General features: G+C 49.6%; 10 protein-coding genes, 8 tRNA genes, 5 rRNA genes and 1 other annotated feature. Of the genes, 4 read left to right on the top strand and 19 right to left on the bottom strand.

Annotation, left to right across the window (positions count from 1 at the left end):
- Window positions 1-404 precede the first annotated feature (404 nt).
- From NSQ19_RS00450 to NSQ19_RS00440, 3 genes are all read left to right on the top strand, one after another.
- The gene (locus NSQ19_RS00450) at window positions 405-1,694 is read left to right on the top strand and encodes a glycoside hydrolase family 18 protein (protein ID WP_340702162.1); all 1,290 of its coding nucleotides are present in this window, start codon (window positions 405-407) and stop codon (window positions 1,692-1,694) included.
- 344 nt (window positions 1,695-2,038) lie between these two features.
- Window positions 2,039-2,677, top strand: a complete 639-nt coding sequence (locus NSQ19_RS00445) for a deoxynucleoside kinase (protein ID WP_061575902.1) — start codon at window positions 2,039-2,041, stop codon at window positions 2,675-2,677.
- Window positions 2,664-3,332, top strand: a complete 669-nt coding sequence (locus NSQ19_RS00440) for a deoxynucleoside kinase (RefSeq protein WP_133537564.1) — start codon at window positions 2,664-2,666, stop codon at window positions 3,330-3,332. Before NSQ19_RS00445 ends, NSQ19_RS00440 begins: the two co-directional genes overlap by 14 nt.
- 173 nt (window positions 3,333-3,505) lie before the next feature.
- Here NSQ19_RS00440 and NSQ19_RS00435 read toward each other — a convergent pair.
- The 7 genes from NSQ19_RS00435 to guaB all read right to left on the bottom strand — a co-directional run bounded on the left by NSQ19_RS00435 (window position 3,506) and on the right by guaB (window position 11,748).
- Window positions 3,506-3,595 (bottom strand) — tRNA-Ser (locus NSQ19_RS00435).
- Between the two features lie 238 nt (window positions 3,596-3,833).
- Window positions 3,834-5,114 carry a serine--tRNA ligase gene (gene serS / locus NSQ19_RS00430; protein ID WP_340702161.1) on the bottom strand — a complete coding sequence of 427 codons (1,281 nt, stop codon included), beginning with the start codon at window positions 5,112-5,114 and terminating at the stop codon, window positions 3,834-3,836.
- Window positions 5,115-5,164: 50 nt separating this feature from the next.
- Window positions 5,165-5,380, bottom strand: a binding site (T-box leader).
- 259 nt (window positions 5,381-5,639) lie between these two features.
- Window positions 5,640-6,950: a transposase family protein gene (locus NSQ19_RS00425; RefSeq protein WP_013858128.1), complete on the bottom strand. Its 1,311-nt coding sequence runs from the start codon at window positions 6,948-6,950 to the stop codon at window positions 5,640-5,642.
- A 184-nt stretch (window positions 6,951-7,134) separates the two neighbouring features.
- Window positions 7,135-7,719 (bottom strand): pyridoxal 5'-phosphate synthase glutaminase subunit PdxT, encoded by a 585-nt coding sequence (gene pdxT, locus NSQ19_RS00420; protein ID WP_340702160.1) that lies wholly within the window; start codon window positions 7,717-7,719, stop codon window positions 7,135-7,137.
- A gap of 11 nt (window positions 7,720-7,730) precedes the next feature.
- Window positions 7,731-8,612 carry a pyridoxal 5'-phosphate synthase lyase subunit PdxS gene (pdxS, locus tag NSQ19_RS00415; protein WP_019720907.1) on the bottom strand — a complete coding sequence of 294 codons (882 nt, stop codon included), beginning with the start codon at window positions 8,610-8,612 and terminating at the stop codon, window positions 7,731-7,733.
- 179 nt (window positions 8,613-8,791) lie between these two features.
- Window positions 8,792-10,078: a serine hydrolase gene (locus tag NSQ19_RS00410; protein ID WP_118499557.1), complete on the bottom strand. Its 1,287-nt coding sequence runs from the start codon at window positions 10,076-10,078 to the stop codon at window positions 8,792-8,794.
- Between the two features lie 203 nt (window positions 10,079-10,281).
- Window positions 10,282-11,748 carry an IMP dehydrogenase gene (gene guaB / locus NSQ19_RS00405; protein ID WP_013858032.1) on the bottom strand — a complete coding sequence of 489 codons (1,467 nt, stop codon included), beginning with the start codon at window positions 11,746-11,748 and terminating at the stop codon, window positions 10,282-10,284.
- Window positions 11,749-11,870: 122 nt separating this feature from the next.
- Here guaB and NSQ19_RS00400 point away from each other — a divergent pair, with 122 nt between their 5' ends.
- The gene (locus NSQ19_RS00400) at window positions 11,871-12,797 is read left to right on the top strand and encodes a YaaC family protein (protein ID WP_328005031.1); all 927 of its coding nucleotides are present in this window, start codon (window positions 11,871-11,873) and stop codon (window positions 12,795-12,797) included.
- A gap of 257 nt (window positions 12,798-13,054) precedes the next feature.
- Here the strand turns inward: NSQ19_RS00400 and rrf (NSQ19_RS00395) are convergent.
- The 12 genes from rrf (NSQ19_RS00395) to NSQ19_RS00340 form a co-directional block, all read right to left on the bottom strand.
- Window positions 13,055-13,170: ribosomal RNA gene (rrf, locus tag NSQ19_RS00395) — 5S ribosomal RNA — on the bottom strand.
- Between the two features lie 217 nt (window positions 13,171-13,387).
- A 23S ribosomal RNA gene (locus NSQ19_RS00390) occupies window positions 13,388-16,319 on the bottom strand.
- Window positions 16,320-16,638: 319 nt separating this feature from the next.
- A 16S ribosomal RNA gene (locus NSQ19_RS00385) occupies window positions 16,639-18,192 on the bottom strand.
- A 119-nt stretch (window positions 18,193-18,311) separates the two neighbouring features.
- Window positions 18,312-18,387 (bottom strand) — tRNA-Ala (locus tag NSQ19_RS00380).
- 9 nt (window positions 18,388-18,396) lie between these two features.
- Window positions 18,397-18,473 (bottom strand) — tRNA-Pro (locus NSQ19_RS00375).
- 4 nt (window positions 18,474-18,477) lie between these two features.
- Window positions 18,478-18,554, bottom strand: a tRNA-Arg gene (locus tag NSQ19_RS00370).
- Window positions 18,555-18,564: 10 nt separating this feature from the next.
- Window positions 18,565-18,653, bottom strand: a tRNA-Leu gene (locus NSQ19_RS00365).
- Between the two features lie 12 nt (window positions 18,654-18,665).
- Window positions 18,666-18,740, bottom strand: a tRNA-Gly gene (locus NSQ19_RS00360).
- Between the two features lie 73 nt (window positions 18,741-18,813).
- A tRNA-Lys gene (locus NSQ19_RS00355) sits at window positions 18,814-18,886 on the bottom strand.
- Window positions 18,887-18,893: 7 nt separating this feature from the next.
- A tRNA-Val gene (locus NSQ19_RS00350) sits at window positions 18,894-18,969 on the bottom strand.
- Between the two features lie 8 nt (window positions 18,970-18,977).
- Window positions 18,978-19,093, bottom strand: a 5S ribosomal RNA gene (gene rrf, locus NSQ19_RS00345).
- A gap of 374 nt (window positions 19,094-19,467) precedes the next feature.
- A 23S ribosomal RNA gene (locus tag NSQ19_RS00340) occupies window positions 19,468-22,399 on the bottom strand.
- Together the 16S, 23S and 5S rRNA genes with 7 tRNA genes alongside form the textbook arrangement of a ribosomal RNA operon.
- Window positions 22,400-22,640: the final 241 nt, after the last annotated feature.

The raw sequence follows: 22,640 nt of genomic DNA, 5'->3' as shown, positions 1-22,640 counted from the left end.
GGGTCCGAAATGTCTTTTTGAACCTGCCAAAAGGACAAAACAAGCTGTATCCGGGCTCGAAATGTCCTTTTGAACCTGTCAAAAGGAGTCGCGACTGGGTCCAAAATGGTCTTTTTGTTAAGCAACACCACAAAAAATTTCCGCTTCCTTAATCTAGAGCTCCTCTATGTTAAGAAGCGCCACAAAAATCATGCCCTTCCTTTACTTAGAACCCTTCTACGTTAAGCAATACTACAAAAATCATGCCCTTCCTTCATTTAGCAGGCTGTTACGTTAAGAAATGCCGCAAAAATGGTTTGATGAATGATTCCGCAAAAAAAATGCGCACATAAAAAGCGGGCATGTTTTAAAAAAACGGGGCATAAAGATAACAATAGCGATGGCTGACACGAGGGGGGACTCGTTTGCAAATACATGTTGTCGAAAGAAATGACACGGTCTCAAATCTTGCGCAAAGATACAGTGTTCCGGCTTCAGAAATCATTTCGGCAAATGAACTTCCGGATCCGGATCGGCTTGTCATCGGACAGGCGATTGTCATCCCGATCACCGGGAGGTTTTATTGGGTCCGGCCGGGGGACAGCTTATATTCCATTGCACAACAAGCAGGGATATCTTACCAGGAACTTGCCCGCATCAACGGCATTTCTGTCCATCAGCAGCTCCGACCCGGGTTGCGCCTTTATCTGCCGCCTTCCCCGAAAAAAAGAGCAGAATTTAATGCGTATGTTGAACCATTCGGGAACACGGTTTCAGCGTCTCTTGAAACAAGTGCGCGAAAAGCGGCCCCGTATTTGACCTATCTTGCCCCGTTTGCATTCCGGGTAAACCGAGACGGCACACTTGTTGCCCCGCCGCTTGGAAATTTGCGGGCGATTGCCGATGCCCAAAACGCCATTTTAATGATGGTGATCTGTAATCAGGAAAACGGCCAGTTCAGCGATGAACTCGGGCGGATCCTTTTGAACGACGAAACCGTCCAGAACCGGTTTTTAAATGAAATTGTTCAAACCGCAAGCCGGCTCGGTTTCCGTGATATTCATTTTGACTTTGAGTATTTGCGCCCGCAGGACAGGGAAGCTTACAACCGGTTTTTAAGAAAAGCAAAAACGCGCTTCAGCCGGGAAGGTTGGCTCATGTCCACCGCGCTCGCTCCGAAAACGAGCGCCACCCAGGCCGGGCGCTGGTATGAGGCACACGATTACAGGGCGCATGGCGAAATTGCCGATTTTGTTGTCATTATGACCTACGAATGGGGGTATAGCGGCGGCCCGCCCATGCCGGTGTCTCCGATCGGGCCGGTCCGGGATGTGCTCCGCTATGCCATCACAGAAATGCCGCCCAATAAGATTTTGATGGGGCAAAATCTGTATGGCTATGACTGGACATTGCCCTATCAAACTGGCACAACAGCAAGAGCCGTCAGCCCGCAGCAGGCCATCCGGCTCGCGGGTGCGCACAATGTGCCGATCCTGTATGACACAACATCCCAGGCCCCTCATTTTAACTATACAGATGAAAACAACCGGCGGCACACCGTCTGGTTTGAAGATGCCCGTTCCATTGAGGCAAAATTTAATTTGCTTACTGAACTCGGGTTAAGAGGCATGAGCTACTGGAAACTCGGCCTCTCTTTTCCGCAAAACTGGCTGTTAATCGCCGATCGCTTTGATGTAGTCAAACGCCCTTCCTGAAGCAGCGGGTTCCGTTGCTTTTTTCTTTTGCCCCGGAATCCCGCTACTTTTTACCCGGAACCCGCTGCGCCGCACGGACGGGATTGCGAAGTCCTTTCCCCGCATTTATGCCGGCGCCAACTGGACGGTCCGGATGCAGGCCTGATCCGATACACAGAGCAAGCACCAGTCACATTTGAGTTCCATTTTTTGGAGAATGTTTGTTAAAACCAACCCAGGAAACAGCCGGAAGCAGAACGCCGGGACACATGACCGCTTTTTTTCCCGCATGCCAACCGGCGGAGACTTGTGCTAAAATAGCAACAGTGTGCATCAATGAACAATCGCTTCAGCGGGAGGGCGTTATGAAAAGGATACCGTTTATTGCAATCGAGGGACCGATCGGCGTTGGCAAAACGTCATTGGCAAAAGCCATTTCATCATACTTTTCGTTTCAGCTTTTGAAAGAAATTGTGGATGAAAATCCTTTTCTTGGAAAATTTTATACCAATAAAGAAGAATGGGGTTTCCAAACCGAGATGTTTTTTCTCTGCAATCGCTACAAACAGCTGGAAGACCTTAAACGGCATAGGCAGCCTGTCGTTGCAGATTACCATATTTTTAAAAGCTTGATTTTTGCCCGGCGGACGCTAAAAACGCATGAGTTTGAAAAATTTATGAAAATTTACGGCATTTTAACAGCCGATATGCCGCAGCCGAACGTCATCATTTATTTGCACGCAAGCCTGGAAACGCTCCTCAAGAGAATTGAAATAAGAGGGCGGGCATTTGAAAAAAATATGCAGGAAACGTATTTACAAAAACTATCCGCAGACTACGGCCGGTTTATGAGCCGCTTCGAAGCCGGCCATCCGGACATCCCGGTATTAAAGTTCGACTGTGATACACTTGATTTTATCCGGCATGAACATGACCTGACATACATGCTGCAAGAAATCGCGCAAACCTTACAAAAAGGAGTACATACCCATGGAACTTCGTGAGAAATATCAAATTCCGAACCACGCTGTGATCACCATTGCAGGTACTGTCGGCGTCGGAAAATCGACTTTAACGCGTGCGCTCGCGAAGGCGCTCCATTTCCGGGCGTCCTTTGAAAAAGTCGACACCAATCCGTATTTGGAAAAATTTTATAGCGATTTTAAACGGTGGAGTTTCCATCTTCAAATTTATTTTCTGGCGGAAAGGTTCAAGGAGCAGAAAAAAATGTTTGAATACGGCGGCGGTTTTATCCAGGACCGCTCCATTTATGAGGATACCGGCATTTTTGCCCGGATGCATTATGAAAAAGGCAATATGTCTGCCATTGATTTTGAAACCTATACAAACTTGTTTGATGCCATGGTGATGACCCCGTATTTTCCGCATCCCGACCTGATGATTTATTTGGAAGGCAAGCTGGAAAACATTTTGGAACGGATCAAAAAACGCGGCCGTCCAATGGAACAAGATACCCCTGTTGAATACTGGATTGAAATGCAGAAACGGTACGAGCAGTGGATCGACTCTTTCCATGCCTGCCCGGTTCTCAGGCTGAACATTGACGAATACGACCTGTTTAAACATGAAGATGCCGTCGAACCGATTGTCGAGCGGATCGGCTACATGCTCGCACAGGCAGCAGCCGTAAAAAAATAATGGCGGCTAAAAACCCGTTACCATCGCGTAACGGGCTTTTTAATGATTTACGGAGGGATCACGGGCATGCAAAAAAATGTGGTGTCTTGTCCTTACTCCACGAAAAAAGCCCACAGCTCCCGCCATTTCAGGGTGCCACAGGCTTTCAATCATAGTCCTTTTCATTTTTCAAGCGGAGGAAGAGGGATTCGAACCCCCGCGCGGTGTAACCCGCCTGTCGGTTTTCAAGACCGATCCCTTCAGCCAGACTTGGGTATTCCTCCATTTTGACAAAAAAGATTATAACCTACACGATCAAAACAAGTCAAGCACATCAAGATTTTCTACTGCGGAAAGCCATCTGAATTTTAGCCAAAGGAAGGCCCCGGAACGCACATTTAGATATGGCCGTTTTTCTCTTGTCCGCCCTTTTGAGTAAAATCCCGCCCTAAAAAATGCGGAAGCTTCCGGAAAACATGTTTCAAATCCCCGGCTTTTCATGTAAAAAAGCCGGGGATTTTTTTATGATTCTGGTTTGATGATATCGATACGCATGTACGGGCGGAGCACTTCGGGAACCACCACGCTGCCGTCAGCCTGCTGGTAATTTTCAAGGATGGCTGCGACGGTACGCCCGATGGCAAGCCCGGATCCGTTCAGTGTATGGACATGTTCCGGTTTTGCATTGGGTTCCCTGCGGAAGCGGATGTTCGCACGCCTTGCCTGGAAAGCTTCAAAGTTGCTGCACGAAGAGATCTCGCGGTATACGTGCTGGCTTGGCATCCACACTTCAATATCATATTTTTTCGCTGCCGTAAACCCGAGGTCCGCCGTGCACATGCTCATCACATGATAAGGCAGGCCCAAAAGCTGCAGCACTCTTTCCGCATGGCCCGTCAGTTTTTCAAGCTCCTCATAGGAATCTTCCGGTTTGACAAATTTTACAAGTTCCACTTTGTTAAACTGGTGCTGGCGGATCAGCCCGCGTGTATCGCGCCCGGCAGAACCCGCTTCCGAACGGAAACAGGCGCTGAATGCCACATAATTGATCGGCAGGTCGCCGCCGTTTAAAATTTCATCACGGTGATAATTTGTCACCGGCACTTCGGCAGTCGGGATCAGAAAATAGTCTTTTTCATTGACAAGAAAAGCATCTTCTTCAAATTTCGGCAGCTGCCCCGTTCCTGTCATGCTGGCCCGGTTCACCATATACGGCGGCAATACCTCTTCATAACCGTGTTCTTCGACATGCAGATCAAGCATAAAATTATAAAGCGCACGTTCAAGGCGGGCGCCAAGCCCTTTGTAAAAGACGAACCGGCTTCCGGTCACTTTGGCTGCCCTTTCAAAGTCAAGGATGCCAAGGTCAGTGGCAATATCCCAGTGCGGTTTCGGTTCAAATCCAAATGCCGGCACTTCACCCCATTTCCGGATTTCGACATTGTCCTCTTCGCTGTCTCCCACCGGCACGCTTTCATGCGGAATGTTCGGGATAGAAAGCATCAGCATTTCAAGTTCGGCTTCGACTTGTTTCAACTCGGCATCCAGCGCTTTAATTTTCTCGCCGACGCCGCGCATTTCCTCGATCAGCTTTGTTGCATCTTTCTTTTCGCGTTTCAGTGCCGCAACTTGCTGCGTGACTTCATTCCGCCTGTTTTTCAACGCTTCGCTTTCCATGATCAGTTCGCGCCGCCTTTGGTCCAGCCCGCTGAACTTTTCAAAATCGGTCAAATCTTCTCCGCGGTGCTGCATCCGTTCTTTGACTTCATCAAAATGCGCACGCAAAAATTTGATGTCCAACATGCTATCCTTCTCCTTTTATCGAAATTCAAATAAAAAACTCCCGCCCCGAAAACAGGGACGAGAGTGAACCCGCGTTGCCACCCAAATTGAAAACAAGAGTTTTCCGCTTTGTAAGGATAACGGGTTTTTTCCCGTGGATGCCTACTCGCCCGGCTTTCAGCAACCCGCTCAAGGATGGATTCACAGAAGCTTTCCGCCGGTTTCCACCGCCCACCGGCTCTCTTTAGGAAAAGCGTTCTCCTACTGGTTCCTGTCATTGCTTTTTCAGTCTTCACGTACACCTTAATGTACTACAATTTTATCCGTTTTGCAACAGATTATACCGGAATCCAGCTCTGAAGAGTAAATTCATCAATTTTTAGATGTTTTATGATAAAATGACTTATCCACATTTAGAAAATTTTTCCATCTATTTTTTCTGCTTTCAAAGTCAAAAAGAGCCGAATTTGCAAATTTCTTTTTTAAAATTGTGGATAACTTCAAAAAACCTTTTTTTACATCACATCCTTTGCTATAATATAACCATTAAGTAAACCTTACTTGTATTGGCTTACTTAAATGGGTGAAATCCTCGTCTGTTAAAATACGTGTCCGAAACGATTCCAACAGATTTGAGGATTTTTCTTTTGCCGTTTTTTTGAGTGCTTTTAAGATTGACGAACCTTTTTCAAACAGCTGTCTAATAATATCTGTTATTTGAACTAATAAATAATGATTTTTCATGGCTGTGTAGTTTTGGCTATTGGCATGTTCTATATTGTAACGATTATTTTTTTGTTCGTTAAATCCTTGATTTTCAATCTTCCAGCGGCTTCTTCCTGCAGCGATGAGTCGTTCCACGTTCTTTTTCGTGATTTTAATATCCGTTATAAATACATACTCTTTCGATTTCCCATCCTCTGTTTTCATTGTGGCCTCCATCAGATTGACCGTTCTGTCTTTGTAGGCAATATCATTCACCCAAACTAATGAATTCTGATCCTTACTTTGTTCCAGCTCTTTTATTGCCTTAAACTCCGTCGAGATACTTTTAATTCTCCCTTCCTTAAATCTGCATATATATTTCCATTTGTGCGCCCTGCACAGATTAAATACCGTTTCACATGCATAGAGACTATCTCCCAAGATACAAATCGGTAGTCTTTTAAATATTTTTTTTATTTTCTTTGCCAGCCTGTCGAAGGCTTTTAATTCACAATCTTGCTTAGAAACATTTTCTGATTCATTTTCGATAAATTCGGAGGCAATACTGAAGACCATATCCCCCACGACAAGCTTGGCTTCAAGTACATGGTGCATATAAAGTACGTTCGTTTCTCCTGTTTCTTTATTTGTATATGCCCGTCTCAGGCAGTGTTTACAATGTTTCTCATGAAAGGTGTGTAATCCAGTTCCATCAATGATGACACCCCAGTACTTTCCTTCAATTCGATAAGACTCGAGAGACCTTTTTTTCAATAATTCTTTAATCATATACGTTCTAATTTTTTCTAATTCATTTACATCTAAGCCAGATAAAAAGTCGTTAATTGTATCATAATGTGGAAGTTCTTCAAGAGAATCTAAGCCTAACACCTTCCCTACATTTTTAATACATTCTTCTTTATTAAAACTCTCACTCATGTTTCTCATGGATTTTAGGCCGGTCATATTTTTCAACATCATCGTAAATAAAAGGACCTCTGGACCATAAGTGATATAGCTTTGATGTCGGTGGTCTGCTACCTTTTTTAGGTTATTCATCAGGTCTTTGAAAAAATGCTTCTGAATTTTAAGGAACTCGAAAAAATAATTTGCTTCTTTTTCACGATTTCTTTTTTCTTTTCTAGTAACCAAAATAAAAACCCCCTCAAAACAGCCAAGTTTAATTAGGGCTTGCTGAACGAATCAAATTTTAGCTTGTATTCGACTTGTCACTAAGCCATGCCAAAATATTCGTCCAGCAAGCTCTAATTATTTAAATTATTACATATTTAGCCGCATTTTTGGGGGGGAATAGTTAAATTATCACGAAAAATTTTTACTCCTCAGAGCTGACCGGAATCCTTGCCATACTCAAAAAATATTCGGTCATCCGCAGGTCATCCGTTAACTCCGGATGGAAGGAGCAGCCGAGCAGATTTCCCTGGCGGACCGCAACAATCCGCCCGCGGCACTCGGCCAGCACTTCAACATGATCGGAAACGGAAACGATATGGGGCGCGCGAATAAAGACAGCCGGGAAATCTTCCGCGATGCCGTTAACACGGATTGTTTCTTCAAAACTTTCCCGCTGGCGGCCGAAAGAATTGCGCGCCACCGTAATATCCATTGCGCCGATATGCGCATCTTCCTGGCCTTCAATACGCTTTGCAAGCAGGATCAGCCCTGCGCATGTGCCAAAGACCGGCTTACTTTCGGCAAACTGTTTCAGTTCCGCCATAAAACCGTAGCGGTCAATGAGCCGCCGCATTGCCGTGCTTTCCCCGCCCGGCAGGATGAGCCCGCCGATTTCGTCCAACTGCTCTTTTTTCTTAACGACAACACCTTCCGCCCCGCAGGCTTCCACTGCACGGATATGTTCCTCCACAGCCCCCTGGAGGCCAAGTACGCCAATTTTTTTCATGCTGATTCTCCTTACCAGCCGCGCTCCTGCATTCTTGCTTCAGCCGGCAATGTTGAAATTTCTAAGCCTTTCATTGCTGTTCCAAGGTCTTTCGACAATTCGGCAATCAGTTTGTAATCTTGGTAGTGGGTCGTTGCTTCGACAATCGCTTTCGCAAATTTCGCCGGGTTTTCCGATTTGAAAATCCCCGATCCGACGAAAACGCCGTCCGCACCGAGCTGCATCATCAAAGCCGCATCCGCCGGCGTTGCAACACCGCCAGCAGCAAAGTTTACAACCGGCAGCCGGCCTTCTTTTTTAATTTGCAGCAGCACCTCGTACGGGGCACCGAGCTGTTTGGCTTCCGTCATCAGTTCATCTTCGTTCATGTTGACCACTTTCCGCACCTGCGCATTCACTTTCCGCATATGCCTGACCGCTTCAACGATATTCCCGGTTCCCGGCTCGCCTTTTGTCCTGAGCATCGAGGCGCCTTCCCCGATCCTTCGTGCCGCTTCCCCCAAATCGCGGCAGCCACACACAAACGGCACCGTGAATTCTTTTTTATTGATGTGGAACTCATCATCGGCCGGCGTTAAAACTTCGCTTTCGTCAATATAATCGACGCCCATCGCTTCGAGCACCCGCGCTTCAACAATATGGCCGATCCTTGCTTTTGCCATTACCGGAATGCTGACGGCGTTCATTACTTCTTCCACAATGGAAGGGTCCGCCATACGGGCAACCCCTCCGGCTTTCCGGATATCGGAAGGAACGCGTTCCAATGCCATGACGGCAACAGCGCCTGCTTCTTCAGCAAGTTTTGCCTGCTCGGCATTGACCACATCCATGATCACACCGCCTTTCTGCATTTCCGCCATCCCGCGTTTCACTATATCTGTTCCTGTTTTCATCTTTTGTACGCCCCTTTATAAAATTAAAAATTCTTATTATATGTATAATAATTTAAATTAACACCAAAAGCGAATGCTTGTCAAGGCACTCATTTTTCCACGTTAAAGTGAAAAACAGGACAAGGGCCCTTGTCCTGTTTTTTTACTTAAAATAATTTGCCGGCTGTATGATCCCAAAGTCACTCGAAAAATCCGCCAATTCCACGCATCATACGCACAAACCAGTTGGCTTTTTCAATATCGGTTTTGGTAACCAAAGCGGTGTGCGCTGTACCCGGGCCGTACAAATAGCCAAGTTCCTGCCCGTCTTTATGCCGGGCATACAATGTACCGACCTTTGTCCCCTTTTTCACCGGCGCTGTGATTTGTTTTGAATCAAATTTCACAACAGGGGTGTACATTTTGCCTTCCCCGTTTTTCACAGCCACTTTAAGCGGCGCCTTCGTGACAACGGAAGCCTGTTTTTCTTTGCCGGACTTCACCGTTACCGTCTTTTTCACCTGATAGCCTTTCGGGTAAAGGGTTTTTTCTGTGAAATTATTAAAAGCATAATCCATTAATTTGTTTGTGACATCAAATCGGGACTTGATGGTGCTGTTCCCGTTCGCATCCTCTGCATGAAGAACGACGGTAATGATGCGCATGCCGTTTTGCTTGGCCGTGCCTGTAAAGCAGTATCCCGCTTTGTCGGTGTTCCCGGTTTTCAACCCGTCAACGCCCTTCCGCCCGTAAACAAGGGACGGAATCATCCAGTTCCAGTTCTGCATCGCAATTTCATCATCTGTCCCGGCCCGGAATTTCATTTTGGCCGTTCTTGTTGTTTGTAAAATCTCCGGGTAGTCGTGGATCAAATGGTAGGCGATTTTTGCAACGGATTTTGCTGAGACAAGGTTTTCTTCCGTCCTGCCTGTCCCAGCCGGCTGCATGCCTTGCAAATCCTCATTGTTCAGCCCGGTTGCGTTCACAAACTTATAATGGGTGAGGCCGAATGCTTTCGCTTGTTTGTTCATCATGTTCAGATAGTTTTTTTCCGTTCCGCCGAGCGTTTCTGCAATCGCAATCGTTGCGCCGTTTGCCGAATAAATCGCCATCGCTTGGAAAAGCTCTTTAACCGTGTACTTTTCGCCTTTTCTTAACGGCACATTTGAAAGTGCCCTGTTTTGGGAAATGCGATACGCATAATCGCTGATTGTCACTTTCTGGTTCCACGAAACCTTTTTCTCATGAATGGCTTTAAGCAGCAAATACTCCGTCATCATTTTGCTCATGGAAGCAATGCCCAGCGCCTGTTCGGCATTTTTTTCATACAAAATCTGCCCGTTATCCGCATCCACAATGATAGCCGCTTTTGCATGAATATCCAACTGGTCCTGCGCATGGGCTTTTTTCGGCACCTGCTGCACAACCCCTGCCGATAACAGCAGCACCAGAAACGCAAATGCCATTTTTTGCAAGCTTTTTTTCACTTTCAACCCTCCATCAAGATATGTATACACTTTGCCTATTTTAACATAGTTCCGGTTGAAAAAGTAGATGCATAGAGTTTGCCGTATTTGTCAGCTTTTTCCGAAAATGCAGGGCAGCCGGTACAGGGCTGCAACTCTATTAAATGGTAGAAAAAAACGGCAGGAAAATTGCCTGCCATTTTGTTTCCCATTCAAAATCCATGTTAAGATAAAGAATAATTCGGTGCTTCTTTTGTAATCTGGATATCATGCGGATGGCTCTCCCGCAGGCCTGCCCCTGTCATGCGGATAAACTGCGCTTCTTCACGCAAGGAAATCATATCTTTCGCGCCGCAATAACCCATGCCGGACCGGAGCCCGCCAATTAATTGGTAGATGACATCCTGCAGGCTCCCTTTAAACGGCACGCGTCCCTCGATCCCTTCCGGCACCAGTTTTTTCGCGCCTTCCTGGAAGTAACGGTCCCTCGATCCGCTTTCCATTGCGCTGATTGACCCCATGCCGCGGTAGACTTTATATTGCCGCCCTTGGTAAATTTCCATTTCGCCCGGGCTTTCCGATGTCCCTGCAAGCAGGCTGCCGAGCATTACGGCATGTCCGCCGGCAGCCAGCGCCTTTACAATATCGCCTGAGAATTTAATGCCGCCGTCCGCAATAATCGCTTTCCCGTACTTTCTTGCTTCCGTCGCACAATCATAAACCGCCGTAATTTGTGGCACGCCAACGCCGGCAACCACTCTTGTCGTACAGATGGAGCCCGGCCCGATGCCGACTTTTACAATATCCGCGCCAGCGTCTATCAGCGCTTTCGTACCTTCCGCCGTCGCAACGTTTCCGGCGATGATATTTAAAGAAGGGTAAGATTTGCGGATGTTTGCGACGGTTTCCAGCACCCCTTTTGAGTGGCCGTGCGCCGTATCGATGACAACCGCATCCACTCCCGCTTCAACGAGCAATTCCACCCGTTTCATTACGTCACTTGTCACGCCGACTGCCGCGCCAACAAGAAGGCGGCCCTGGTCATCTTTGGCTGCATTTGGGAACTCAATAACCTTTTCGATATCTTTAATCGTAATAAGCCCTTTTAATACGCCGTTCTCATCGACAAGCGGCAGCTTTTCAATTTTATGCCGGTGCAAAAGCTGCTCCGCCTCTTTCAGCGTCGTGCCTACAGGCGCAGTCACAAGATTCTCTTTCGTCATCACATCTGAAATCCGGGTGGAGTAATCTTCAATAAAACGCATGTCGCGGTTGGTCAAAATCCCGACCAGTTTCTGCTCGTCACGGTTATTTACGATCGGCACGCCTGAAATCCGGTATTTGCCCATTAAATGTTCCGCCGCAAACACCTGCTCATCAGGAGTTAAGAAAAACGGATTGGTGATCACGCCGTTTTCTGACCGTTTGACACGGTCCACCTGCTCCGCCTGTTGTTCAATGCTCATGTTTTTGTGGATAATCCCTAGGCCGCCCTGCCTTGCCATGGCGATCGCCATTTCCGCTTCGGTTACCGTATCCATGCCGGCGCTGATGATCGGAATGTTCAACTTCAAGGTTTCCGTCAGCGCGACACTTGTATCGACATCTTTCGGCAGCACTTCCGATTCTGCCGGAATCAGTAATACATCATCAAACGTAAGACCTTCTTTTACGAACTTCGTTTCCCACATGCAAACCCCTCCTGGATTGATAAAAATATTATTTGTAGGTTATCAATTGGACATAATACTGTCAAGGTCTCCAAAACATATAATACTATTCAGTTAATTCGGAGGGCGAAATATTGTCTTTTATGGACCAATGGGATCACTTGATTTTATTTCAATCCGCGGAATATACGCAGCGCTATTTAAAAGCCCGCTATGAGGCTTCGGATTTTAGCCAAAGCGCCGCCAAAAGCTATGAGAACTGCTATGCTTTTATGTATTATCTCGAACACGGTGAAGCTTATTACCGCCAGGCTGTGCAGGCGCCCGTTTCGATTCAGCCTGTTCTGATTTTTTACGGCTTCATTCATTTATTAAAAGCCTGCCTGCTGTCATGCGACCCGCTGTATCCTGAAACCACCTCCGTCCTTGCCCACGGGGTGACATCGCGAAAAAAGAAAAAACAAAACTACCGGTTTGGCGAAGACGAGGTTAAAATTCAAAAAACCGGTTTATGCGGCCATTTTGCCCAAAAAATGTTCGGGCTCGGCCCGCTCGAAGGCAATAAATATTCCATGCAGAGCCTGCTCCGGCAAATCCCGGAACTTGAAACGGCCCTCCCCCGCCGGAAATATTTTGTGCCGGTAAAAGAAAAGAATGGGAAGTACCAGCTTCCTTTTGCGGTCCTTGATGGCTACCATATGACAGCGGACAGGTTTTCACAATATTTGTCCGAAAAACTTCAGGGCAGGCTTTTGGAAATGGAAGCGGAAGATGGCGCCTTCTCCTTTTCCGCCCGTGGCTGTCTCCCTCCGCCATTCCGTTATCATTTCTTTACAAATCAAATTTGCTTTCCGTGTAAATTACAACCGGAGAACGACCTTCCCGATATATTGGTCCATTACCTGCTTTTATATAATTTGAGCATGATTTCCCGCTACGAAACAGAATGGTGGGCAGAACTGCTTAAGAACCGGGAAACGATTGACTTTCCGGCCATCCGCCTTTTTCTCCAGACGGCAATCGAAAAAGGCCCGTTCCTCTGCCTGCAGTTTCTAAAGGGGATACGTTAAACAATTTCGCCAAACTTAAAGGGGAAACTGATTCTTACGGACAAGAGCAAAATGGAACGATTCACCGGCTATCTGTGTGTACTTTTCGGCCGATTTCTACCATCAAGAAGACCTTGCAAGTTGAAAAATCCCTTTCCGGCTCCTCATTTGATAACTTTGAGCAAAACGGGGTGCATTCCGAAAAAAGCAGGAGCCGAGTACATTTCCCAATAAAAATATGCAAAAACCGCAGACAAATCGCCTGCGGTTTTTTTTTGGCCCGGCAACGTCCTACTCTCGCAGGGGGAAACCCCCAACTACCATCGGCGCTGGAAAGCTTAACTTCCGAGTTCGGGATGTGTTCGGGTGTGACCTTTCCGCCATCATCACCGGACCTGTATTTTATTTTGGGATGTGTTCCCTGAAAACCGGATGGGAGAAAAAACTGTAAACGGAGAATGCGTTTCTGCTTCTAACTTTGAGAATTGTCCAGCTCCGGTGCCTAGCCCCTCAAGGTCGAATAACCTGCCCGCCACGGAGCCAAAAGACGGCTCCATGCCGGTCAGAACATTCGCTTGTCGGGGCTAAACAAGGCACCTTCGCTTTTCTATTTGGTTAAGTCCTCGATCGATTAGTATCCGTCAGCTGCACGCGTCACCGCGCTTCCACCCCGGACCTATCAACCTGATCATCTTTCAGGGATCTTACCAGTTAAACTGTGGGAAATCTCATCTTGAGGGGGGCTTCATGCTTAGATGCTTTCAGCACTTATCCCTTCCGCACATAGCTACCCAGCGATGCCTTTGGCAAGACAACTGGTACACCAGCGGTGCGTCCATCCCGGTCCTCTCGTACTAAGGACAGCTCCTCTCAAATTTCCTGCGCCCGCGACGGATAGGGACCGAACTGTCTCACGACGTTCTGAACCCAGCTCGCGTACCGCTTTAATGGGCGAACAGCCCAACCCTTGGGACCGACTACAGCCCCAGGATGCGATGAGCCGACATCGAGGTGCCAAACCTCCCCGTCGATGTGGACTCTTGGGGGAGATCAGCCTGTTATCCCCAGGGTAGCTTTTATCCGTTGAGCGATGGCCCTTCCATGCGGAACCACCGGATCACTAAGCCCGACTTTCGTCCCTGCCCGACTTGTAAGTCTCGCAGTCAAGCTCCCTTATGCCTTTACACTCTGCGAATGATTTCCAACCATTCTGAGGGAACCTTTGGGCGCCTCCGTTACCTTTTAGGAGGCGACCGCCCCAGTCAAACTGCCTGCCTGACACTGTCTCCCACCCCGGTAAGGGGTGCGGGTTAGAATTTCAATACAGCCAGGGTAGTATCCCACCGATGCCTCCGCCGAAGCTGGCGCTCCGGTTTCCAAGGCTCCTACCTATCCTGTACAAGCTGTACCAAAATTCAATATCAGGCTGCAGTAAAGCTCCATGGGGTCTTTCCGTCCTGTCGCGGGTAACCTGCATCTTCACAGGTACTATAATTTCACCGAGTCTCTCGTTGAGACAGTGCCCAGATCGTTACACCTTTCGTGCGGGTCAGAACTTACCTGACAAGGAATTTCGCTACCTTAGGACCGTTATAGTTACGGCCGCCGTTTACTGGGGCTTCAGTTCAGAGCTTCGCCTTGCGGCTAACCCCTCTCCTTAACCTTCCAGCACCGGGCAGGTGTCAGCCCCTATACTTCGCCTTGCGGCTTCGCAGAGACCTGTGTTTTTGCTAAACAGTCGCCTGGGCCTATTCACTGCGGCTTCCCGGGGCATACACCCCAAAAAGCACCCCTTCTCCCGAAGTTACGGGGTCATTTTGCCGAGTTCCTTAACGAGAGTTCTCTCGCTCACCTTAGGATTCTCTCCTCGCCTACCTGTGTCGGTTTGCGGTACGGGCGCCTTTCACCTCACTAGAGGCTTTTCTTGGCAGTGTGGAATCAGGAACTTCGGTACTTTAATTTCCCTCGCCATCACAGCTCCGCCTTGGCGCGAAGGATTTGCCTCCGCACCGGCCTAACTGCTTGGACGCGATCAACCAGTGTCGCGCTTGCCCTATCCTCCTGCGTCCCCCCATCGTTCAAACGGTGAAGAGGCGGTACAGGAATATCAACCTGTTGTCCATCGCCTACGCCTTTCGGCCTCGGCTTAGGCCCCGACTAACCCTGAGCGGACGAGCCTTCCTCAGGAAACCTTAGGCATTCGGTGGAAGGGATTCTCACCCTTCTTTCGCTACTCATACCGGCATTCTCACTTCTAAGCGCTCCACCGGTCCTTCCGGTCCGGCTTCAACGCCCTTAGAACGCTCTCCTACCACGGACACCAAACGGTGTCCATCCGCAGCTTCGGTGATACGTTTAGCCCCGGTACATTTTCGGCGCAGCGTCACTCGACCAGTGAGCTATTACGCACTCTTTGAATGATGGCTGCTTCTAAGCCAACATCCTGGTTGTCTAAGCAACGCCACATCCTTTTCCACTTAACGTATACTTTGGGACCTTAGCTGGCGGTCTGGGCTGTTTCCCTTTCGACCATGGATCTTATCACTCACAGTCTGACTCCCAAGCATAAGTTTTTGGCATTCGGAGTTTGTCTGAATTCGGTAACCCGATGAGGGCCCCTCGTCCAAACAGTGCTCTACCTCCAAAACTCTCCGCTTGAGGCTAGCCCTAAAGCTATTTCGGAGAGAACCAGCTATCTCCAAGTTCGATTGGAATTTCTCCGCTACCCACACCTCATCCCCGCACTTTTCAACGTGCGTGGGTTCGGGCCTCCAGCAAGTGTTACCTTGCCTTCACCCTGGACATGGGTAGATCACCTGGTTTCGGGTCTGCGGCCTCATACTCTTTCGCCCTGTTCAGACTCGCTTTCGCTGCGGCTCCGCTTCTTCAGCTTAACCTTGCATGAGACCGTAACTCGCCGGTTCATTCTACAAAAGGCACGCCATCACCCGTTAACGGGCTCTGACTACTTGTAGGCACACGGTTTCAGGATCTCTTTCACTCCCCTCCCGGGGTGCTTTTCACCTTTCCCTCACGGTACTGGTTCACTATCGGTCACTAGGGAGTATTTAGCCTTGGGAGATGGTCCTCCCGGATTCCGGCGGGATTCCTCGTGTCCCGCCGTACTCAGGATCCACTCGGGAGAGAACGAAGTTTCAGTTACAGGGCTTTTACCTTCTCCGGCAGGCCTTTCCAGGCCGCTTCACTTACCCCGTTCTTTTGTAACTCCCATATGAGTGTCCTACAACCCCGGAAGGCAAGCCTTCCGGTTTGGGCTGTTTCCTGTTCGCTCGCCGCTACTTGGGAAATCGCAATTGCTTTCTCTTCCTCCGGGTACTGAGATGTTTCAGTTCCCCGGGTGTGCCCTTCCTGCCCTATGGATTCAGGCAGGAATCCTGTCCGATTAAAGACAGGGGGTTTCCCCATTCGGAAATCTCCGGATCAAAGCTTACGTACAGCTCCCCGGAGCATATCGGTGTTTGTACCGTCCTTCATCGGCTCCTAGTGCCAAGGCATCCGCCGTGCGCCCTTTCTAACTTAACCATAAAAGGTTTAAATCCAAAAATAAGCGATTCTCGGTTTACTTGGTTTATTTCTCCTATCCGGTTTTCAAAGAACACATACTGAAGGATTGGACCTTCAAAACTGAACAAAACGAAAACGCCAAACTTAATTTCGGAAAACCGAAGGTTTTCCTTTTATGTCTAGCTCCGGGCGCTATCGGCTAGCGTATTTCTACGTCTTCTCCCTACGATAAGCGGGCATCGATTCGCCTTTAAGGCTCATCGTGTTTCCTTTATCTCAGTCGAAGACTTCGAAATCCGTACGCCGATGAACGAGCGCCCTACGCTTTTCCCCTTAGAAAGGAGGTGATCCAGCCGCACCTTCCGATACGGCTACCTTGTTACGACTTCACCCCAATCATCTGTCCCACCTTCGGCGGCTGGCTCCGTAAAGGTTACCTCACCGACTTCGGGTGTTACAAACTCTCGTGGTGTGACGGGCGGTGTGTACAAGGCCCGGGAACGTATTCACCGCGGCATGCTGATCCGCGATTACTAGCGATTCCGGCTTCATGCAGGCGGGTTGCAGCCTGCAATCCGAACTGGGAATGGTTTTCTGGGATTGGCTTAACCTCGCGGTCTCGCAGCCCTTTGTACCATCCATTGTAGCACGTGTGTAGCCCAGGTCATAAGGGGCATGATGATTTGACGTCATCCCCACCTTCCTCCGGTTTGTCACCGGCAGTCACCTTAGAGTGCCCAACTCAATGCTGGCAACTAAGGTCAAGGGTTGCGCTCGTTGCGGGACTTAACCCAACATCTCACGACACGAGCTGACGACAACCATGCACCACCTGTCACTCTGTCCCCCGAAGGGGAAGGCCCTGTCTCCAGGGAGGTCAGAGGATGTCAAGACCTGGTAAGGTTCTTCGCGTTGCTTCGAATTAAACCACATGCTCCACCGCTTGTGCGGGCCCCCGTCAATTCCTTTGAGTTTCAGCCTTGCGGCCGTACTCCCCAGGCGGAGTGCTTAATGCGTTAGCTGCAGCACTAAAGGGCGGAAACCCTCTAACACTTAGCACTCATCGTTTACGGCGTGGACTACCAGGGTATCTAATCCTGTTTGCTCCCCACGCTTTCGCGCCTCAGCGTCAGTTACAGACCAGAGAGCCGCCTTCGCCACTGGTGTTCCTCCACATCTCTACGCATTTCACCGCTACACGTGGAATTCCACTCTCCTCTTCTGCACTCAAGCCTCCCAGTTTCCAATGACCGCTTGCGGTTGAGCCGCAAGATTTCACATCAGACTTAAGAAGCCGCCTGCGCGCGCTTTACGCCCAATAATTCCGGACAACGCTTGCCACCTACGTATTACCGCGGCTGCTGGCACGTAGTTAGCCGTGGCTTTCTGGCCGGGTACCGTCAAGGCGCCGCCCTGTTCGAACGGCACTTGTTCTTCCCCGGCAACAGAGTTTTACGACCCGAAGGCCTTCTTCACTCACGCGGCGTTGCTCCGTCAGACTTTCGTCCATTGCGGAAGATTCCCTACTGCTGCCTCCCGTAGGAGTTTGGGCCGTGTCTCAGTCCCAATGTGGCCGATCACCCTCTCAGGTCGGCTACGCATCGTTGCCTTGGTGGGCCATTACCCCGCCAACTAGCTAATGCGCCGCGGGCCCATCTGTAAGTGGCAGCCGAAGCCGCCTTTCCTTTTTCCTCCATGCGGAGGAAAAAACTATCCGGTATTAGCCCCGGTTTCCCGGCGTTATCCCAGTCTTACAGGCAGGTTGCCCACGTGTTACTCACCCGTCCGCCGCTAACCTTTTAAAAGCAAGCTTTTAAAAGGTCCGCACGACTTGCATGTATTAGGCACGCCGCCAGCGTTCGTCCTGAGCCAGGATCAAACTCTCAGTAAAGATGTTTGATAAAAGCTCAAAAAGAATTTGACGTTTCGTTTTGTCCAGTTTTCAAGGAACAATCTCAAACAGCAACTTTTAAATTATAGCACCTATTTATTTAAAAGTCAATGCTTCTTTGGTGGAGCCTAGCGGGATCGAACCGCTGACCTCCTGCGTGCAAAGCAGGCGCTCTCCCAGCTGAGCTAAGGCCCCGAATTTGAATGGTCGGGAAGACAGGATTCGAACCTGCGACCCCATGGTCCCAAACCATGTGCTCTACCAAGCTGAGCTACTTCCCGTATATGGCGCGCCCAAGAGGAGTCGAACCCCTAACCTTTTGATCCGTAGTCAAACGCTCTATCCAATTGAGCTATGGGCGCATACATTGAATGGTGCCGAGGACCGGAGTCGAACCGGTACGGTAGTCACCTACCGCAGGATTTTAAGTCCTGTGCGTCTGCCAATTCCGCCACCCCGGCAAGAGAAAAAAATGGAGCGGAAGACGGGATTCGAACCCGCGACCCCCACCTTGGCAAGGTGATGTTCTACCACTGAACTACTTCCGCAAAAGATGCAGATAACAAAGAATTTCAGGGCGACTTTGAACAGGCTGAAATTCTTATCTCCTGCTAAATATGATGAGCCATGCAGGATTCGAACCTGCGACCCTCTGATTAAAAGTCAGATGCTCTACCAACTGAGCTAATGGCTCATATTTATGGTGGAGGATGACGGGATCGAACCGCCGACCCTCTGCTTGTAAGGCAGACGCTCTCCCAGCTGAGCTAATCCTCCGTATTATGGCCCGGCAACGTCCTACTCTCGCAGGGGGAAACCCCCAACTACCATCGGCGCTGGAAAGCTTAACTTCCGAGTTCGGGATGTATTCGGGTGTGACCTTTCCGCCATCATCACCGGACCTGTATTTTATTTTGGGATGTGTTCCCTGAAAACCAGATGGGAGAAAAAACTGTAAACGGAGAATAGCTTTGGTTTCTAACTTTGAAAATTGTCTAGCTCCAGCGCCTATCGGCTAGCGTATTTCTGCGCTTTCTCCCTACGATAAGCGGGCATCGGCTCGCCTTTAGGGGCTCGCCGTGTTTCCTTTATCTCAGTCGAAAGCTCCGAAATCCGTACGCCGATGACCAAGGCGCTTCCGCTTTTCTATTGTCCAGCTCCGGTGCCTAGCCCCTCAAGGTCGAATAACCTGCCCGCCACGGAGCCAAAAGACGGCTCCATGCCGGTCAGAACATTCGCTTGTCGGGGCTAAACAAGGCACCTTCGCTTTTCTATTTGGTTAAGTCCTCGATCGATTAGTATCCGTCAGCTGCACGCGTCACCGCGCTTCCACCCCGGACCTATCAACCTGATCATCTTTCAGGGATCTTACCAGTTAAACTGTGGGAAATCTCATCTTGAGGGGGGCTTCATGCTTAGATGCTTTCAGCACTTATCCCTTCCGCACATAGCTACCCAGCGATGCCTTTGGCAAGACAACTGGTACACCAGCGGTGCGTCCATCCCGGTCCTCTCGTACTAAGGACAGCTCCTCTCAAATTTCCTGCGCCCGCGACGGATAGGGACCGAACTGTCTCACGACGTTCTGAACCCAGCTCGCGTACCGCTTTAATGGGCGAACAGCCCAACCCTTGGGACCGACTACAGCCCCAGGATGCGATGAGCCGACATCGAGGTGCCAAACCTCCCCGTCGATGTGGACTCTTGGGGGAGATCAGCCTGTTATCCCCAGGGTAGCTTTTATCCGTTGAGCGATGGCCCTTCCATGCGGAACCACCGGATCACTAAGCCCGACTTTCGTCCCTGCCCGACTTGTAAGTCTCGCAGTCAAGCTCCCTTATGCCTTTACACTCTGCGAATGATTTCCAACCATTCTGAGGGAACCTTTGGGCGCCTCCGTTACCTTTTAGGAGGCGACCGCCCCAGTCAAACTGCCTGCCTGACACTGTCTCCCACCCCGGTAAGGGGTGCGGGTTAGAATTTCAATACAGCCAGGGTAGTATCCCACCGATGCCTCCGCCGAAGCTGGCGCTCCGGTTTCCAAGGCTCCTACCTATCCTGTACAAGCTGTACCAAAATTCAATATCAGGCTGCAGTAAAGCTCCATGGGGTCTTTCCGTCCTGTCGCGGGTAACCTGCATCTTCACAGGTACTATAATTTCACCGAGTCTCTCGTTGAGACAGTGCCCAGATCGTTACACCTTTCGTGCGGGTCAGAACTTACCTGACAAGGAATTTCGCTACCTTAGGACCGTTATAGTTACGGCCGCCGTTTACTGGGGCTTCAGTTCAGAGCTTCGCCTTGCGGCTAACCCCTCTCCTTAACCTTCCAGCACCGGGCAGGTGTCAGCCCCTATACTTCGCCTTGCGGCTTCGCAGAGACCTGTGTTTTTGCTAAACAGTCGCCTGGGCCTATTCACTGCGGCTTCCCGGGGCATACACCCCAAAAAGCACCCCTTCTCCCGAAGTTACGGGGTCATTTTGCCGAGTTCCTTAACGAGAGTTCTCTCGCTCACCTTAGGATTCTCTCCTCGCCTACCTGTGTCGGTTTGCGGTACGGGCGCCTTTCACCTCACTAGAGGCTTTTCTTGGCAGTGTGGAATCAGGAACTTCGGTACTTTAATTTCCCTCGCCATCACAGCTCCGCCTTGGCGCGAAGGATTTGCCTCCGCACCGGCCTAACTGCTTGGACGCGATCAACCAGTGTCGCGCTTGCCCTATCCTCCTGCGTCCCCCCATCGTTCAAACGGTGAAGAGGCGGTACAGGAATATCAACCTGTTGTCCATCGCCTACGCCTTTCGGCCTCGGCTTAGGCCCCGACTAACCCTGAGCGGACGAGCCTTCCTCAGGAAACCTTAGGCATTCGGTGGAAGGGATTCTCACCCTTCTTTCGCTACTCATACCGGCATTCTCACTTCTAAGCGCTCCACCGGTCCTTCCGGTCCGGCTTCAACGCCCTTAGAACGCTCTCCTACCACGGACACCAAACGGTGTCCATCCGCAGCTTCGGTGATACGTTTAGCCCCGGTACATTTTCGGCGCAGCGTCACTCGACCAGTGAGCTATTACGCACTCTTTGAATGATGGCTGCTTCTAAGCCAACATCCTGGTTGTCTAAGCAACGCCACATCCTTTTCCACTTAACGTATACTTTGGGACCTTAGCTGGCGGTCTGGGCTGTTTCCCTTTCGACCATGGATCTTATCACTCACAGTCTGACTCCCAAGCATAAGTTTTTGGCATTCGGAGTTTGTCTGAATTCGGTAACCCGATGAGGGCCCCTCGTCCAAACAGTGCTCTACCTCCAAAACTCTCCGCTTGAGGCTAGCCCTAAAGCTATTTCGGAGAGAACCAGCTATCTCCAAGTTCGATTGGAATTTCTCCGCTACCCACACCTCATCCCCGCACTTTTCAACGTGCGTGGGTTCGGGCCTCCAGCAAGTGTTACCTTGCCTTCACCCTGGACATGGGTAGATCACCTGGTTTCGGGTCTGCGGCCTCATACTCTTTCGCCCTGTTCAGACTCGCTTTCGCTGCGGCTCCGCTTCTTCAGCTTAACCTTGCATGAGACCGTAACTCGCCGGTTCATTCTACAAAAGGCACGCCATCACCCGTTAACGGGCTCTGACTACTTGTAGGCACACGGTTTCAGGATCTCTTTCACTCCCCTCCCGGGGTGCTTTTCACCTTTCCCTCACGGTACTGGTTCACTATCGGTCACTAGGGAGTATTTAGCCTTGGGAGATGGTCCTCCCGGATTCCGGCGGGATTCCTCGTGTCCCGCCGTACTCAGGATCCACTCGGGAGAGAACGAAGTTTCAGTTACAGGGCTTTTACCTTCTCCGGCAGGCCTTTCCAGGCCGCTTCACTTACCCCGTTCTTTTGTAACTCCCATATGAGTGTCCTACAACCCCGGAAGGCAAGCCTTCCGGTTTGGGCTGTTTCCTGTTCGCTCGCCGCTACTTGGGAAATCGCAATTGCTTTCTCTTCCTCCGGGTACTGAGATGTTTCAGTTCCCCGGGTGTGCCCTTCCTGCCCTATGGATTCAGGCAGGAATCCTGTCCGATTAAAGACAGGGGGTTTCCCCATTCGGAAATCTCCGGATCAAAGCTTACGTACAGCTCCCCGGAGCATATCGGTGTTTGTACCGTCCTTCATCGGCTCCTAGTGCCAAGGCATCCGCCGTGCGCCCTTTCTAACTTAACCATAAAAGGTTTAAATCCAAAAATAAGCGATTCTCGGTTTACTTGGTTTATTTCTCCTATCCGGTTTTCAAAGAACACATACTGAAGGATTGGACCTTCAAAACTGAACAAAACGAAAACGCCAAACTTAATTTCGGAAAACCGAAGGTTTTCCTTTTATGTCTAGCTCCGGGCGCTATCGGCTAGCGTATTTCTACGTCTTCTCCCTACGATAAGCGGGCATCGATTCGCCTTTAAGGCTC

It is taken from the genome of Weizmannia sp. FSL W8-1119, from assembly GCF_038008605.1.
In the GTDB taxonomy this organism is placed as follows: Bacteria; Bacillota; Bacilli; order Bacillales; family Bacillaceae_C; genus Weizmannia; species Weizmannia coagulans.
Note: the sequence above shows the minus strand (reverse complement) of the source record. Positions and strands in the feature narration are given on the sequence as shown.